Annotated in this window: 16 protein-coding genes; 7 read left to right on the forward strand and 9 right to left on the reverse strand. The window is 64.9% G+C overall.

From position 1 onward, the window contains the following. Positions 1-21 precede the first annotated feature (21 nt). The gene (locus tag AC1MCD_RS01175) at positions 22-303 is read right to left on the reverse strand and encodes a hypothetical protein (RefSeq protein WP_498675091.1); all 282 of its coding nucleotides are present in this window, start codon (positions 301-303) and stop codon (positions 22-24) included. A gap of 130 nt (positions 304-433) precedes the next feature. On the opposite strand from AC1MCD_RS01175, the gene AC1MCD_RS01180 reads away from it, so the two are divergent. The 3 genes from AC1MCD_RS01180 (at position 434) to AC1MCD_RS01190 (ending at position 2,269) form a co-directional block, all read left to right on the forward strand. Next, positions 434-1,057: a TetR/AcrR family transcriptional regulator gene (locus AC1MCD_RS01180; RefSeq protein ID WP_498675093.1), complete on the forward strand. Its 624-nt coding sequence runs from the start codon at positions 434-436 to the stop codon at positions 1,055-1,057. 114 nt (positions 1,058-1,171) lie between these two features. Next, complete coding sequence (locus tag AC1MCD_RS01185) at positions 1,172-1,738, forward strand: type 1 glutamine amidotransferase domain-containing protein (RefSeq protein WP_498675095.1); 567 nt, start codon at positions 1,172-1,174, stop codon at positions 1,736-1,738. Between the two features lie 78 nt (positions 1,739-1,816). Beyond that, positions 1,817-2,269, forward strand: a complete 453-nt coding sequence (locus tag AC1MCD_RS01190; protein WP_498675097.1) for a transferase — start codon at positions 1,817-1,819, stop codon at positions 2,267-2,269. 71 nt (positions 2,270-2,340) lie between these two features. Here AC1MCD_RS01190 and AC1MCD_RS01195 read toward each other — a convergent pair whose 3' ends face one another. From AC1MCD_RS01195 to AC1MCD_RS01210, 4 genes are all read right to left on the reverse strand, one after another. Then, on the reverse strand, positions 2,341-3,504 hold the full coding sequence (locus AC1MCD_RS01195; RefSeq protein ID WP_498675099.1) for a glycerate kinase: 1,164 nt from the start codon (positions 3,502-3,504) through the stop codon (positions 2,341-2,343). Between the two features lies 1 nt (position 3,505). Further along, positions 3,506-4,912 carry a C4-dicarboxylate transporter DctA gene (gene dctA, locus AC1MCD_RS01200; protein ID WP_498675101.1) on the reverse strand — a complete coding sequence of 469 codons (1,407 nt, stop codon included), beginning with the start codon at positions 4,910-4,912 and terminating at the stop codon, positions 3,506-3,508. A 120-nt stretch (positions 4,913-5,032) separates the two neighbouring features. Next, positions 5,033-6,130, reverse strand: coding sequence for a tartrate dehydrogenase (locus AC1MCD_RS01205; protein WP_498675103.1), 1,098 nt, complete (start codon positions 6,128-6,130; stop codon positions 5,033-5,035). A 154-nt stretch (positions 6,131-6,284) separates the two neighbouring features. Beyond that, positions 6,285-7,184, reverse strand: coding sequence for a LysR family transcriptional regulator (locus AC1MCD_RS01210; protein ID WP_498675105.1), 900 nt, complete (start codon positions 7,182-7,184; stop codon positions 6,285-6,287). Positions 7,185-7,310: 126 nt separating this feature from the next. On the opposite strand from AC1MCD_RS01210, the gene AC1MCD_RS01215 reads away from it, so the two are divergent. Beyond that, positions 7,311-8,813 carry an MDR family MFS transporter gene (locus tag AC1MCD_RS01215; protein WP_498675108.1) on the forward strand — a complete coding sequence of 501 codons (1,503 nt, stop codon included), beginning with the start codon at positions 7,311-7,313 and terminating at the stop codon, positions 8,811-8,813. A gap of 56 nt (positions 8,814-8,869) precedes the next feature. Here the strand turns inward: AC1MCD_RS01215 and AC1MCD_RS01220 are convergent, their stop codons facing one another. From AC1MCD_RS01220 to AC1MCD_RS01235, 4 genes are all read right to left on the reverse strand, one after another. Then, a complete protein-coding gene (locus AC1MCD_RS01220) occupies positions 8,870-9,931 on the reverse strand; it encodes an alpha/beta hydrolase family protein (RefSeq protein WP_498675111.1) in 1,062 nt (353 codons plus the stop codon). A gap of 72 nt (positions 9,932-10,003) precedes the next feature. Then, positions 10,004-10,837, reverse strand: a complete 834-nt coding sequence (locus AC1MCD_RS01225) for an alpha/beta fold hydrolase (RefSeq protein ID WP_498675114.1) — start codon at positions 10,835-10,837, stop codon at positions 10,004-10,006. Positions 10,838-10,871: 34 nt separating this feature from the next. Next, positions 10,872-11,726, reverse strand: coding sequence for an alpha/beta fold hydrolase (locus tag AC1MCD_RS01230; RefSeq protein ID WP_498675116.1), 855 nt, complete (start codon positions 11,724-11,726; stop codon positions 10,872-10,874). A gap of 62 nt (positions 11,727-11,788) precedes the next feature. Beyond that, positions 11,789-12,673 (reverse strand): alpha/beta fold hydrolase, encoded by an 885-nt coding sequence (locus tag AC1MCD_RS01235; RefSeq protein WP_498675118.1) that lies wholly within the window; start codon positions 12,671-12,673, stop codon positions 11,789-11,791. Between the two features lie 67 nt (positions 12,674-12,740). Between AC1MCD_RS01235 and lysS the strand changes: the two genes are divergently transcribed. The 3 genes from lysS to AC1MCD_RS01250 all read left to right on the forward strand — a co-directional run bounded on the left by lysS (position 12,741) and on the right by AC1MCD_RS01250 (position 14,918). Then, positions 12,741-14,273: a lysine--tRNA ligase gene (gene lysS, locus AC1MCD_RS01240; RefSeq protein ID WP_498675119.1), complete on the forward strand. Its 1,533-nt coding sequence runs from the start codon at positions 12,741-12,743 to the stop codon at positions 14,271-14,273. A gap of 2 nt (positions 14,274-14,275) precedes the next feature. Next, positions 14,276-14,455 (forward strand): hypothetical protein, encoded by a 180-nt coding sequence (locus AC1MCD_RS01245; RefSeq protein ID WP_498675121.1) that lies wholly within the window; start codon positions 14,276-14,278, stop codon positions 14,453-14,455. A 133-nt stretch (positions 14,456-14,588) separates the two neighbouring features. Further along, positions 14,589-14,918 (forward strand): histone-like nucleoid-structuring protein Lsr2, encoded by a 330-nt coding sequence (locus AC1MCD_RS01250; protein WP_498675123.1) that lies wholly within the window; start codon positions 14,589-14,591, stop codon positions 14,916-14,918. Positions 14,919-15,011 lie beyond the last annotated feature (93 nt).

Genomic DNA, 15,011 nt, shown 5'->3' on the forward strand with positions numbered 1-15,011 from the left:
GCGCGGGCGCCGGGCATCACTTTAAAGAGTTGATTCACCTTGGTGGTCCCGGTTGACCATCAACTGCTGGAGGAGGGCGCGTTCGGGCCTCCCGGGATTCTGGGCCACGCAACGGCGAAGCCTTGCCCTGGCCAGTTCTTCGCCGGGATCGGTCCCGCTGAGGACTTCATCAATGATTTCCTGCGCCTGCCATCGTATTGACTCGCGGGCGAACTGGCGGATCTCAGCGGTCGCGGCGGCGGACTCAATCCACGGATCGGGGTCGTTGCATGGGATAAACTCGAATGCTCGCTCTGCTGACATTGGGGCCTCCTTGCACCAGGCCGACGGGCCTTGGAAGGGTTCCCGTCGGCGTCAACGCATTTGTGTCTGGAAAAACATTACATGGAGTAAGACCGGTCTGTCTGCACTTAGGAGTAAAGTAAATATCACGATGATTTCCAATGGAGAAGCCGCACTGCAGCCCGCGGAAAGCATTGCGGCGGCCGCGATTCGTCCCGCCGATTCCCGGGAACGAATCCTCGCCGTGGGCTACGAACTCTTCTCCCGACGCGGAGTGCGGGATGTCGGGGTCAACGAACTGATCGAACGCTCCGGCGTGGCCAAGGCAACGTTCTACCGGCACTTCCCGTCCAAGGACGCACTGGTTTTGGCGTTCCTGGAACTACGGGACCAGCTCTGGACTGTGGACGCCATCGTTGGCCAGGCCAAGCTTCGTGCCACCAAGCCTACGGAACAGCTGCTGGCAATTTTCGACGTCTTCGGCGAGTGGTTCCGCCGGGACGACTTTGAAGCCTGCTCCTTCATTAACATCTTGCTGGAAATGGGTCCGTCGCATCCACTGGGCCGGGCCAGCATCGACTACCTGTCCAGGATCCGGGGTCACGTGCAGACCCTCGCGGAGCAGGCCGGTCTGGACCGCCCGGAGGATTTCGCCCGGTCCTGGCACATCCTCATGAAGGGGTCCATCGTCTCCGCCTCCGAGGGGGACACGCAGGCTGCGAAACGCGCCCAGCAGATGGCCGGTTGGCTGATCGAGCACCACGCCAGCAAATAGTCAGCTTGCTTATCACCTAGTGCTTTCCTAGGCTGGATGCTGTCAGACACACAACTCTCGAAGCGGTCACCCAGCGCTGGAATGCGCCCGGTCCGCCTCGCTGAAGGAGGAAAAATGTCAGAACACAACATCGCAGGCAAGAAGGTAGCTTTCCTGCTGACGGACGGCGTGGAGCAGATTGAGCTCACCAGCCCGTGGCAGGCAGTCAAGGACGCCGGCGGCGAACCCACCCTGGTAGCTCCCAGCAGCGGACGGCTGCAGGGCTATAACGGGACAGACAAAGGCGACACCTTCAACGTCGACCTCACAGTGGCAGAGGCCAACGCCTCGGACTTTGACGCCCTGGTGCTCCCCGGCGGCGTGGTAAACGCCGATCATCTCCGGGTGGACAAGGACGCGCAGAACTTCACGCGCAGCTTCTTCGAGCAGCACAAGCCGGTTGCTTCGATCTGCCATGGACCGTGGCTCCTCATCGATGCCGGCGTGATCCGCGGCCGCAACGTGACGTCCTACCATACGCTGCAGACCGACCTGAAGAACGCTGGCGCCAACTGGAGTGACGAGGAAGTGGTGGTGGACCAGGGCCTGGTGACCAGCCGCAACCCGGATGACCTCCCCGCCTTCAACAGCAAGCTTGTGGAGGAAATCTCGGAAGGCCAGCACGCCGGCCAGACCGCCTGAGGAATCTGCCCGCTTCCCCCGCCGTTAACACTCATAAGCGGGCGAAGCACCCGTTGTTGATGATGATTAGGGTTTGGGATGACCAGGCAGGTTGAATCGTTTGAGGACGATGCAGGGGCGGTGGTGTACTACCACCGGCACGAGAATGGCGGCGGTTTTGTGGGCCGCGGGGCCGTGGTGGCGGACTCGGTCCGCCTTGGACCCCTGACGTACGTTGAGCCGCACGCGCGGATCGGAGCATGCACCCGGGTGGGGCATGGCAGTTGGATCGACCGCCAGGTGCAGGTGGGGGAGCAGACCACCATCGGCGACGCCGTACACGTGGGCCACGGGACCATTATCGGTAACCGGGTACACATCGGCAGCCATTCACGCATTGGCGCCGGTGCCGTCATTGGGCACGGTGCCCGGCTGGCTGCTGACAGTAGGGTGCCCGACGGCGGTCGGGTCGCCGCCCAGCCACGGCGCCGGGCAGACGTTATGGATAAGCGCCCCCAGGTGCGCAAGCACCAAAAGAAGCTGGCCGCCTGAGGCGGCCAGCTTCTTCTGCGTCGGCTCCGGTTGAGGCGGCTCACCGGGTCCGGGCCCAGGCTGGGGCCGGCCTAAAGAAGGCTGGCACCGATGTCCTGGCCGATCCGCCGGAGCAGAGTTGCGGACAGTTCGGGATCCTTGGAAGAATCCTGGTCCGTGTACTCGGCGAGCGTGTAAACGCTGGTGAGCGCCAGGTCGGACCATCGCTCGCGCGGGAGCAGCGAGCGTCCGGCCACGGCGATGATCGGCCGGGCTCCGGAACGGCGGGCGACGGCGGCCGGCAGCTTTCCCGCCAGCGTCTGTTCGTCGATGCTTCCCTCGCCGGTGATCACCACGTCGCAGCTGTCCTTGCGGCTGTTGAAATCCAGCAGGTCCAGAAAGAAGTCTGCCCCGGAAACCTGCTGTGCCCCGAGCAGCAGGCACGCGAAGCCGATTCCGCCCGCGCTGCCGGCGCCCTCCCGGCCTGCCAGCGTCGCGGCGTCGGGAAGCCCGCCGACCGGGAACCCGGCCTCGGCCAGCCGGGCCAAAAAATGCGTGAGGCCCTCCTCGAGTGCCCGGATCTCAGCGGGCCCGGCCCCCTTCTGAGGTCCAAAAACGGCCGGTGCGCCGTGGTGGCCCAGGAGCGGGTTGTGCACGTCACTGGCGATGATCAGTTCGGTGCCTGCCTGCTCCGGGAACTTTGTCCGCTGGACGGAGTGGATCCGGCTCAGGGAGCTGCCGGAACCATCCAGCTGCCGCCCGTCGGCATCCCGAAAGGTGAACCCGAGGGCGGTAAGCATCCCCATGCCGCCGTCGGTGCTGGCACTGCCGCCGAGCGCCAGCACTATGGTGGCGGGGTTGAGGCTGAGGGCAAACAGGACTGCTTCGCCGAAGCCCCGGCTGGACGCTGCCATGGATTCGAGCCGGCCGCCGGGCAGGAGCCCCAGGCCGCAGGTGTTCGCCACCTCCACAACTGCCGTGACGCCGTCGAACGCGATGCTCGCCTGGACCGGCTGACCCGTGGGTCCGGCCACCGTGTAGCTGCGGCGGCCGAAACCGGAGGCGACGGCGGCGTCCACGCTGCCGTCACCTCCGTCTGCAAGTGGAAGGAGCTCGCAGTGGACCGTCCCGGCGCCGGTTGCCGACCGAAGTCCTGCGGCCAGGGCGTCCGCCACCTCACCGGCGGTGAGGCTGCCTTTGAACTTATCGGGTGCTATGAGTGTCCGGACGTTTTTCGGGGCGGTGGTGTTGTTCATGTCAGACGGATTCCGAGTAGGCCGGGCGGCGGTCAGGGGTTATGGAAGGCTCGACGACGGCGGGTCCCGCAGGTGCCGGGCCTTCTTCGGCGGGCATGGGCTCCACGTGTTCTCCGGCAAAGACCCGGCGGGCTCGGTCAGCGTCCAGGGTGCGGTCCCACCAGGCGATGAAGAGGGTGGCCACGGCGTTGCCGGTGAAGTTCACCAGGGCGCGGCACTCGGACATGAATTTGTCGATGCCGAAGATGAGCATGATGCCGGCCGCGGGGATGGTGCCCAGCGTCGTCAGGGTAGCGGTCAGGGCGATGAAGCCGCCGCCTGCCACTCCGGCCGCGCCCTTCGAGGTCAGCAGCATGACCGCGAGCAGGCCGAGTTGCTGGCCGATGCTCAGGTGCGTGTTGGTGGCCTGCGCGATGTAGAGGGCGGCGAGGGAGAGGTAGATAGCGGCGCCGTCGAGATTGAAGCTGTAGCCGGTGGGAACCACCAGGCCCACTGTCTCTTTTTTGACGCCGGCGTGCTCGAGCTTGCGCATCAGGCCGGGCAGGGCGGGCTCGGCGGTGGAGGTGCCCAGGATGAGCATGTACTCCTCTTTGAGATGGCGGATCATGGTGAAGATGTTCAGCTTCAGGAAGGCCATCACGGAACCGAGGACCACCACAACAAAGAGGATTGAGGTGACGTAGAAGAGGGCGATCAACCCGCCCATGCTGGTGAGGGAAGACACCCCGTATTTGCCGACCGCGAAGGCCATCGCGCCGAAGGCGCCCAGCGGGGCTGCCTTCATGATGAAGCCCAGTATCTTGAACATGACACCGGTGAGTCGCTGCACGCCGTCCAAGACCGGGGCGCCCACCTTGCCAATGGCGTTCAGGGCGATGCCGAAGACGACGGCGATGAAGATGATCTGAAGGATGTCACCCTCGACGAAGGGCCCCACAACACTGTTGGGGATGATGTGGGTGAGGAACTGCCACCACTCCTGGTGCTGGCCGGCGTCGATCAGCTTGGCCGCGGAATCCGAGGTTTTGATGGTGCTGGCGTCCACGTTCAGGCCTTCGCCAAGGCGGAAGACGTTGATGGCCACAAGTCCGAAGATCAGGGCGAAGATGGTGCCCACCTGGAAGTAGGTCAGGGCCTTCAGGCCCGTCATGCCGACTTTCTTCAGGTCGGCGACGCTGGCGATGCCGCCCACGATGGTCAGGAACACGATGGGCCCGATGAGCATCTTCATGGAGTTCACGAAGGTGGTGCCGATGGGTTCCATGGCAATGCCCGCGGTCGGTGCGAGCCAGCCGACCAGGATGCCGACAACAATGGCGGTCAGTACCCAGAAGTAAAGCTGCCGGTACCAACGTGTCTTGCGGGCCGGCGCTGCTGCAGCCGGTCCCGTGGTGGTGCTGTAATCCATGATTCCTACCTCATTGTGGAATATCGCTGGAGGGGTGAGTAAAGAAGTGTGGAAGGGGAGCGTCCGACGGCGGCCCGCAAGCCGCCGTCGTACGTCACCTCAAGGTGCCAGGCGCCGCGGTCAGACCGCGGCGGGTGCGAGGGTGAGTGCCTTGATGATGGCCTCGGTGACGTCGTCCGTCCTGGCGTCGCCGCCGACGTCGCGGGTCAGGTGGCCGGAGCCGGTGGCTGCCTCGATGGCTGCCTCCACCCGGCGGGCCTCCTCGTGCAGGCCGAAGTGGTCCAGCATGAGGGCGGCGCTGGCGATGGCGCCGATCGGGTTGCTGATGCCCTGGCCGGCGATGTCCGGAGCGGAGCCGTGGACGGGCTCGAACATGGACGGGAAGCGGCGCTCGGGGTTCAGGTTGGCGCTCGCCGCCAGGCCGAGGCTGCCGGCAAGTGCTGAGCCCAGGTCGGAGAGGATGTCCGCGTTCAGGTTGGATGCGACCACCACGGAGAGCTCTTCGGGCTTGAGGATGAACTTGGCGCTCATGGCATCCACCAGGACGCTTTCGGTCTGCACGTCCGGGTAGTCCAGCGCCACGCGGTTGAAGACTTCGTCCCAGAGGACCATGCCGTACTGCTGGGCGTTGGACTTGGTGACCGACGAGACCTTTTTGACCGTGCGGGTCCGGGCGAGGTCGAAGGCGAAGCGCATGATGCGCTCGCAGCCCTTCTCGGTGAACAACGCGGTCTGCAGGGCCACTTCGTTGCCGGGGCCGCGGCCGCTGAGGTTGCGGCCGCCCAGGCCGGCGTATTCGCCTTCGCTGTTCTCACGGACCACCACCCAGTCAAGCTCGGTGTTGTCTGCCTTCCGCAGCGGGGACTGGATGCCGGGCAGGAACTTCACGGGGCGGATGTTGGCCCACTGGTCGAAGTTCTGCGTGATGTTCAGGCGCAGGCCCCAGAGGCTGATGTGGTCCGGGACGTTTTCCCAGCCGACGGCGCCGAAGTAGATGGCATCGAAGTCCTTGAGCGCTTCCAGGCCCTTGGGGTCCATCATCTGGCCGGTCTTCTCGTAATAGCCGCAGCCCCAGGGGAACTCGGTCCAGTCGAAGGCGAACTTGCCGTTGGAGTTCTCCGCAAGGGCTTCGAGAACGCGGCGGCCGGCGGAAACGACTTCCTTGCCCACGCCGTCTGCGGGGATGGATGCGATGCTGAATTTCTGGGTGGCGCTCATGTGCCTACCTCCTCGTTGAGTTTGTTAGCAGTGAGCCTGTAACCCGGGTCACACTGTTCTTCCTCTTCAAGTAGACGGCCGGTGGGCAGGCAGCGTCCAAGACCAAGATCCGATCCACTAAATAGGTTTTACCTACCGAACGGAGCGGCGCTGGTCAGCCGTCGGCATGTTGTTCGACGTGCTCGGCGGCTACTTTTAGGAAGGCCTGCGCCGCGGGGGTCAGGCCGTCCTTCCGGCTCAGGATGGCCACGTCCAGGTGGGACACCGGTTCGATCAGCAGCGTACGGAGCCCGGCTTTGTGGGCGGTGGGCGCCCAGGACGAGGGCATCACGGCGTGCCCGACGCCGGCCAGCACCAGGGGCAGGATGGAGGTCCGGTGTGCCACTTCGACGACGATCTCTACCTTGACGCCGTGCGCCAGGGCGTCGTCGACGAGCCACCGCATGAGGGATCCGCGCTGGCTCGCGATCAGGCGGTGACCGCCCAGGTCTTCGCGCTGGATGACCGGCCCCGGGCGGAAGGTGTCCGCCTGCGGGTTAACGATCAGGATGAGTGGCTGGCGCTCGAGATCCAGGACGTTGACACCGGGCACCCTGATGGGTGTGGAGGATCCGGCCAACCCGATTTCCGTGCTTCCGCTGCGGACCGATTCGATGACTTCTTCCGCGGTGAAGGCAGCGCTGACGTTGAGCCGGACCGAAGGATGAACCCTGGTGAAGCCAGCGATCATGGACGTCAGCGGTTCGATGCCGGGGGACGGCATGGTGACGATGTCGAGCTTTCCACTGCGGACGCCCCGCAAGGCCTGAACGGCTGACTGTGCGGCGTCCAGGTCCCGTATGACCAAGCGGGCCGGCCCCACCAGTTCCTTGCCGGCCTCACTGAGCACAGCTCTGCGGCCGATGCGGTGAAAGAGCGGGACGCCGAGTTCCTTTTCCAGGCTGGCGATGGTCTGGGAGAGCGACGGCTGGGCGATCAGCAGGTGCTCCGCCGCCCGGTTGAATCCGTCATGGTCAACAACGGCCAGGAAATACTTCAGTTTCCGGGTGTCCACGCCAAACAGCCTACGCGCAGCAAAGAAAAACCCCGTGCACAGGAATGGCCGCGGCGAGTACAGTGTTGGAATCTGCAGCGACGATGCTCGCGCGCCACTTCATTCTTACTCCCTGAGGGAACACCCATGTCTACAGAAGTCTCTTCGACCGCCTCCGGCCAGCCGGGCCCGCCCGGCAAATCCGGCCAAACCGGCCAGGCATCGGCGTCGAAGTCCTCCGCACCGGAGAAACTGTCCCGGGAGTCCGTGACCATCATTGCCACCCTGCTTGTGGCGACCTTCGTGGTGATCCTGAACGAGACCATCATGAACGTTGCCCTGCAGCGGCTGATGGTGGACCTCGGCGTGGACGCGCCTACCGTGCAGTGGCTTTCCACCGGCTTTATGCTCACCATGGCCGTGGTCATCCCCACCACCGGGTTCATCCTGCAAAGCCTGTCCACCCGTGCCGTCTTTATGCTGGCCATGGGCCTTTTTGCCGGCGGCACCGCGCTGGCAGCCGTCGCACCGGGGTTTGAGATCCTGCTCCTGGCGCGCATCATCCAAGCCGGCGGCACGGCCATCATGCTGCCGCTACTGATGACCACCATCCTCACGCTCGTCCCGCTGGGCAGGCGCGGGGCCGTCATGGGCAACGTCAGCATCGCGATCTCCGTGGCGCCGGCCATGGGGCCCACCGTTTCCGGGCTGATCCTGGAGCATTTCACGTGGCGCTTTATGTTTGTCTTCGTCCTGCCGGTGGCACTGGTTGCCCTGGCCATCGGGGCGAAGTACCTGACGAACGTGGGAGAAACCGAGAAGACCAAGCTCGACTTCCTCTCGGTACTCCTAACAGTTCCCGCGTTCGGCGGCCTGGTGTACGGCCTGAGCCAGATCGGCGGCGGCCAGGGCGGCCAGGGCGGGTCCAGCGCCGCCGCCATCGCCGCGCTGGTTATCGGTGTGGCCAGCCTGGCTGTCTTTGTGCTCCGCCAGCTCAGGCTGCAGAAGGCGGATGCCCCGCTGCTGGACCTGCGCGCCTTCAACTTCCGCATGTTCACGGTCTCAGTGCTGCTGATGGTGGTTGCCATGATGGCGCTGTTCGGCGGGGTGATTTTGCTGCCGCTCTACCTGCAGGAAATCCGCGGCCTGGGGTCGCTGGAGACCGGCCTCGCGCTGCTGCCGGGCGGCCTGGCGATGGGCCTGCTGGGCCCGTTCATCGGGCGGCTGTTCGACAAGGTGGGTCCGCTGCCGCTTACCGTGACGGGCTCCGTCCTGATGGTTGTGACCCTGTGGCAGTTCTCCATGCTCGACGCCGGCACTGCGGTGTGGTGGATCGTCACCCTTCACGTCTTCCTGAGCTTCGGCCTGGCCCTGCTGTTCACGCCCGCGTTCACTACCGGCCTGAACCCGCTGCCACCGCACCTCTACTCCCACGGCTCGGCCATCATGAGCACCTCGCAGCAGGTCGCCGGTGCCGCCGGCACGGCGCTGCTCGTCTCCATCTTCGCGGTGGTGTCGGCGTCCTCCGGGCTGGTGGCGGGCATGAGTGCCGCCTTCCTGACGGCAACCGTCATAGCCCTTGCCGCCGTCGTACTTTCCGCGATGATGCGCAAGACGGAAGGTGCCGCGCCGGGTCACGCCGCCCACTAACCCGACTAGGTAGCGCTATCTGTCGTTTGGGGCCTCAAAACGACAGATAGCGCTACCTACTTGGGGGTAAGTTCCCGCAGCCAGCCGGCCACCGAGTTTTCCCAGAGCCCGGGCCAGCTGTTCCATTCCTGCGTGTGGCGGCAGGCGGGAAACCTGACCAGACGCACGTGGGCGGGAAAGCGGTTGGCGAAGTCCTCGCTGACACGGATCGGCGTACTGGCATCGCCATCGCCATGGAGGATGATCACGGGAACCGGCGGCGCAACCTCGGTAAATGCCAGGGCTCCGAGGTCCAGCGGCTGATGCAATCCGGCGAACTTGTGCAGGGGACCGCCGAGGACGCGCGACGCTCCGCGTGCCAGAGCAGCCGGCAGCCGCGCTGATGCCATGTTGGAGAGCAGTGTCTGGTGCCAGTCGAGGACCGGCGCGGTCAGGACCAGCCCTGTGATCAGATGCCGGTGTTTGGAGGTGTGGGCTGCTGCGAGCGCCATGCTTGCGCCCATCGACCATCCCGACAGGATGACGGAAGTAGCTCCCTGCCGCGCCGCAAAGGCCAGGGCTGCTTCGACGTCCGCCAACTCGCTGACGCCAAGATGGTGTTTGCCGTCTGCCGTCGGGGCAGCGTCACCGTCTCCGCGGAAGGAGATGAGCAGCTGGGTGAGCCCGTGGCGATGGAAGAACGGTGCCGTGCGAAGTCCTGTTGCCCGGCGTCCGCCGAGGCCGTGGAGGTGGATAACCCAGGAACTTGGATCTGTGCCGGGAACGAGCCACGCGGGAGCGGGCCCCGGCAAGGTGACGTCCCCGAAAGGGAGGCCGGCCTCTTCCGGGTCCGGGTAGACATACCCGGACCAGTATCCCGACGTGCCCGGCGCAAGCTGGCCTGCGTAGATGGCCTCTACCCGGCGGGTGACGGTTCCCCTCTTCATATCGGTGGACAAGACCTGACCGATCCGGGCGTGGCCGCTTCGATTGCCCCAGTAAAGGCTAAAGATGCCGGAAGTCAGTGTGTCGCGGTTGGCCCGGAGGGTCACCGTGCCGGCGCCGGAATCCACAATCCTGATGCGTTCGCGATGCCGGCCCACCGGGGTGACCAGGGTTTTCGCGATGTGAAGAGTCACCAAGCATGACAGAGTGGCCGCGGCGGCTGCGGCTGCGCCGCCGACGAGGACCAGCCGATGCGGAGTCACTTATCAGCCGGCGAAGAAGTCGCTGAGTTCGGTGATGAGCTTGTCCGGCGCCTTGATCACGCCGTCGTGGCCGAAACCGGGCAGGATGGTGTAGCTGGATCCGGTGAGGATGTCGTGGATCTGGCCGCATGCCACACCGAAGTAGGCCGGGCTCTTTTCGCCCACCACAATCAGGGTCTCCAAGGGCAGTTCCAGAAACGGCTCGGCCGGCATGTCCGCGGCGATGATTGCCTTGATTTCCCTGACGCCCGTGCGCATCATGTCGCGCATCTGCTTGCCGAGGTGTGTCCCTGCCGTGAGCTTGTTGGCGATGGTCAGCATGGACAGCGGCATCCGGGAGAAGGCGCCGCCGGTTTCCAGTCCCTTGGTCAGGACGGCCAATGCGCGGTCATCGTCCCCCGCGGCCGTGGCGCGCTCATATTCCGTGGTCCAGTCGGCCGTGACGCTGTGGTTCACGGACACGGCAGGGTCATAAACAGCAAGGCGCTCCACGGGCAGCGTGCGCGCTGCGTGCAGGGCCACCGCGCCGCCGAAGCTGTGGCCAAACACGTCCGTGCTGGACGTATGTTTCATGACGGCGTCCAGGTCCCGGATGTCCGCATCCAGGGTGTAGTCCAGGGCCTGGGGCGAGGAGGAACCCCGGCCGCGGCGGTTGAAGGTGTGCACCGGCCGGCCAAGGGCGGCGCTGAGCTTTTGGGCAAAGCGGGTGTAGTCGGCTGCGGTCACCATGGAAGCCTGAACCACAACAACGCCGGAGCCGGCGGACGCCAGGTCCGCACCCGTGGTGAAGAGCTCCAGGGTGCCGCCATCGGGGGTCTTGATGTTCTCGCGCGTCATGATCCGAGCCTAGCCGAGCAACCTGCGTAATGCCTTAGCTCTTGAAGTACTCGGCGATGTCGGTGACCAGTTCCTTCACTGCAGCCGGGATGGAGCCGTGGTAGCCCTTGGGGGACAGCTCGAAGGTGCTGCCAGGGACTGCGGCGTGAAGTCGCTGGGCCGTGACCTTGTAGTAGCGCGGGCTCTTGCCGCCCGCCATGAAGTGTGTGTTGGCGGGCAGCACGGCGAAGTCCCGGGCGTGATCGACCTCGTCATAGGCGGCCCGCAGTTCACCCACGCCCGTCGGCATCAGCTCCCGCGCCATTTTGTTGACCTTGGTGCGGGACACCAACGCCATGAGCCCGGCGAGGACAGGCCCGGGAATTTTCGACAATGCTGTGGCCGGCTGCATTCCCTTTTTCAGGTGGGCCATGGCATGCCCCAGCTTGCCGTCGTTGACCGCAGCTTCAAAGTCGTCCAGCCACGCGGTGTCGATGCTGCCTTCGATGTTCACGGCTGCGTCGTAAACTGCAAGCTTGTCCGGCTCATGGGGCGTTCCCGCGAACTCCTGCACTGCGTTCAGGGCCACCGAGCCGCCCAGGCTGTGGCCCAGCAGGTTGCGGGCGCCGGTGGCTTCCATGATGGTGCGGACGTCCGCGATTTCCGTGGCCATCGAGTAATCGGCCGGCTGGTCCGCGGACTTGCCGCGTCCGCGCCGGTCGTAAACGTCCACGGCCCACCCGTCACCCAGCCCGTCCGCCAATGCCATGGAGAACGGCCGGTAAATGAGCGCGGTCAGGAAGGCTCCGCCGATCACCACCACGCGGCGTTCTCCCGGCGCATCCTCGGTGCCGTAGCTGTACAAAGCCAGCGTGCCGCCGTCGTGCGTGGGGACTTCCTGCTCTTTCACGGTTCCCATCCTAGGCGGACGAGGCTGAGCCCCGGCTGAACGCCGGCTGAGTCCCCGCCCGGCTACCGGCGCCGTCCCAGCTTCTGGATCTGGCCGTCGCTGGCATTGAGGAACCGGGCAATCCGCACGGCCAGTCCCTTGCCGGGCCGGATGGGCCCCTCATGCAGCTGCCCGGGGACCACGCGGAACTCGATGGACGGCACAGCGGACGCCAGCTGCCGCCCGGTCTCGGCGAAGTACGCCGGGCTCCAGCCGCCGCTGAGCATCAGGATGGGGGTGGTGAGCATAGTGAAATCGTCCAGATCGGCGTCGGCGTCGAGCACGGCGCGCATTTCCTTCACCGCTGTAGGCAGCAACAGGCGCATCTCCGTCCCGAGGTTTGTCCTGGCCGAGAGGATGCTCAGCATCCGCAGCGCGCCCAGCGGCAGGTAGGACAGCGGCCCGGCGGTACCCAGGCCCTGGACCAGGTGTGCCCAGGCATGGTTCAACTGGCCCGCGGTCACGGCGTCCTCAAGCTCGGGCCGCCACCGGTGGCTGAGGTTTCCGGAAAGCGATACCGCCGCGTCATAGGTCACCAGCCTGCCGATCGGCAGGGTCCTGGCAGCCTGCAGTGCCACGAAACCGCCGTAGCTGTGCGCCACCACATCCGTAGAACCCGTCTTGTCCATGACCGCTGCGAGGTCGCTGACTTCGGTTTCTGCCGAGTAATCGTCCGGCTGCGGCGAAGAGCCCGCGCGCCCGCGCCGGTTGTAACAGTGCACTGGGCGGCCCAGCAGGAGGCTGAGTTTCCGCGCAAAAGGGCGGTAGAGGGCGTCGGTGACCAAAGTACCGTGGACGAGTACGACGCCGGGAGGCCCCGCCGTCGTCGGGTCCAGTTCCGCAGGGGTGAGGAACGAATGCACCTCCAGGCGTCCGCCGTCCGCCGTTTCTAGTTTCCAGGACTCCACAGCCCGAGTCTATGCCCGCGCACCCGCCGGAACCCGGCCGGCTGAACTCCCGGTAAACTTGGGGATTGTGACTTCCCAAAACACCCCCACCCCCAAAAACGCCCCAGAGCCCCTCGACGCCAGCGAGCAGATGCGCATCCGCATGGAGAAGCGCGGCAAGCTGATCGAGCGCGGCACCGAGGCGTACCCGGTGGGTGTTGAGCGCACACACTCCCTGACCGAGATCCGCGAAAAGTACGCGCACCTCGAAGCGGACGAAACCACCGGCGACGTTGTGGGCGTCACGGGCCGAGTTGTGTTTGTGCGTAACACCGGCAAGCTCTGCTTCGCCACCCTGCAGGAGGGCGGCCTTGACGGCAAGGGCACCCGGCTCCAGGCCATGCTGAGCCTTGCCAATGTGGGCGAGGAAGCGCTCGCGGACTGGAAGGCCCTGGTGGATCTCGGCGACCACGTGTTCATCAAGGGTGAGGTGATTTCCTCCCGCCGCGGCGAACTGTCCGTGATGGCGGAGTCCTGGTCCATGGCCTCCAAGGCCCTGCGTCCGCTGCCCGTGCTGCACGCGGAACTGAACGAGGAAACCCGTGTCCGGCAGCGGTACGTGGACCTGATGGTGCGCGACGAAGCACGTGAAATGGTCTACACCCGCGCGTCGATCACCCGTTCCATCCGCGAAAGCCTCCACCGGCACAACTACGTGGAGGTGGAAACCCCCATACTGCAGCTGGTCCACGGCGGTGCCCTGGCACGCCCGTTTGAGACGCACATGAACGCGTTCGACCAGAAGATGACCCTGCGCATCGCCACCGAGCTGTACCTCAAGCGTGCCGTGGTGGGCGGGATCGACCGTGTCTACGACATGGGCCGCGTCTTCCGGAACGAGGGCGTGGACTCCACGCACAGCCCCGAGTTCACCACCCTCGAGTGCTACGAAGCCTGGGCGGACCAGTTCGTGATGGCGGAGCGCATCAAGGAAATCATCCTCGACGCCGCCGACGCCGTGGGTGCCGGACGCACCCTCCAGACTGAAGCCGGGGAGATCAACCTCGACGGCGACTGGGCCTGGGTTTCGGTCTACCCGGGACTTTCCGACGCCGTTGGCCAGGAAGTCACCCCGGACACTCCGCTTGAGGTACTGCGCGAGATCGCCACGAAGCACGAGGTTAAGGTGGATCCGAAATGGGACGCCGAGAAACTGGCCGTTGAACTGTTCGGCGAAATCGTGGAACCCACCCTCCTGAACCCCACCTTTGTTTACGATTACCCACCGTCCGCCCAGCCGCTGGCCCGGCCGCACCGCGAAGACGGGCGGCTGATCGAGGCTTGGGATCTCATCATCGGCGGCATGGAACGCGGCACGGCCTTCTCCGAGCTCATTGACCCAGTCATCCAGCGTGAGCGGCTGACCGAGCAGTCACGGCACGCGGCTGCAGGTGATGACGAGGCCATGCAATTGGATGAGGACTTCCTGCGCGCCCTCGAATATGGTGCCCCTCCCATGGGCGGAATCGGGCTGGGAATCGACCGCCTGGTCATGCTTTTCACCGGAGCAGGGATCCGTGAAACCATCCTGTTCCCGCTCCTGAAGCCCGAAGGGCACTGATTATGGAATATGTAGCTGTACTGCTGCCCTCAATAGTGGTGGGCCTGATCTTCTGGTTCGTCATGAAATCGATCTTCAATGCCGATAAATCCGAGCGGCAGGCGGAAGCACGCGCGCAGGCCGAGGCGGATGTGCGTGCCGTTAAGCCATTGGACGGACCGGATACTGCTGCGGATAAATAAACCCGCAGTGCTTTCTGTGATTATCCACAGTGCTCATTTGTCACTTTGACGTAGTGCCATAATGAGGTTCATACTTTTTGTAGAAACATCCCGCTTTTCTGCACATCCCGAACCTCAAAGAGGAAGTCTTTAAATGGCACAGAAAGTAAACATCATCCTCGTAGATGATCTGGATGGGGGATCCGCGGACGAGAATGTCCGGTTTGGCCTTGACGGGGCCAGTTACGAAATCGATCTGTCGGCCGCGAATGCAGCCGAACTCCGCTCGAGCCTGGAGCGCTTCGTGGCTGCTGCCCGCAAAACCTCGGCCGGGCGCAGTACCCGCGCCAAGGCTGCAGTGACGGGCCGTGGCAATGATTCAGCCCAGATCCGTCAGTGGGCGCGGGACAACGGCTACACGGTCAACAGCCGCGGCAGAATTCAGGCTGAAATCCAGGAAGCCTACCAAAAGGCCAATTCCTAGCGGACTGCGCCCCTTGAATGTCAAGAACCCTGTTTCGCCTCTCGGCGGGGCAGGGTTCTTTGCTGCCAATGAATAACCGGGCTCGCGCCCTTG

Source organism: Arthrobacter sp. BF1, from assembly GCF_056680215.1.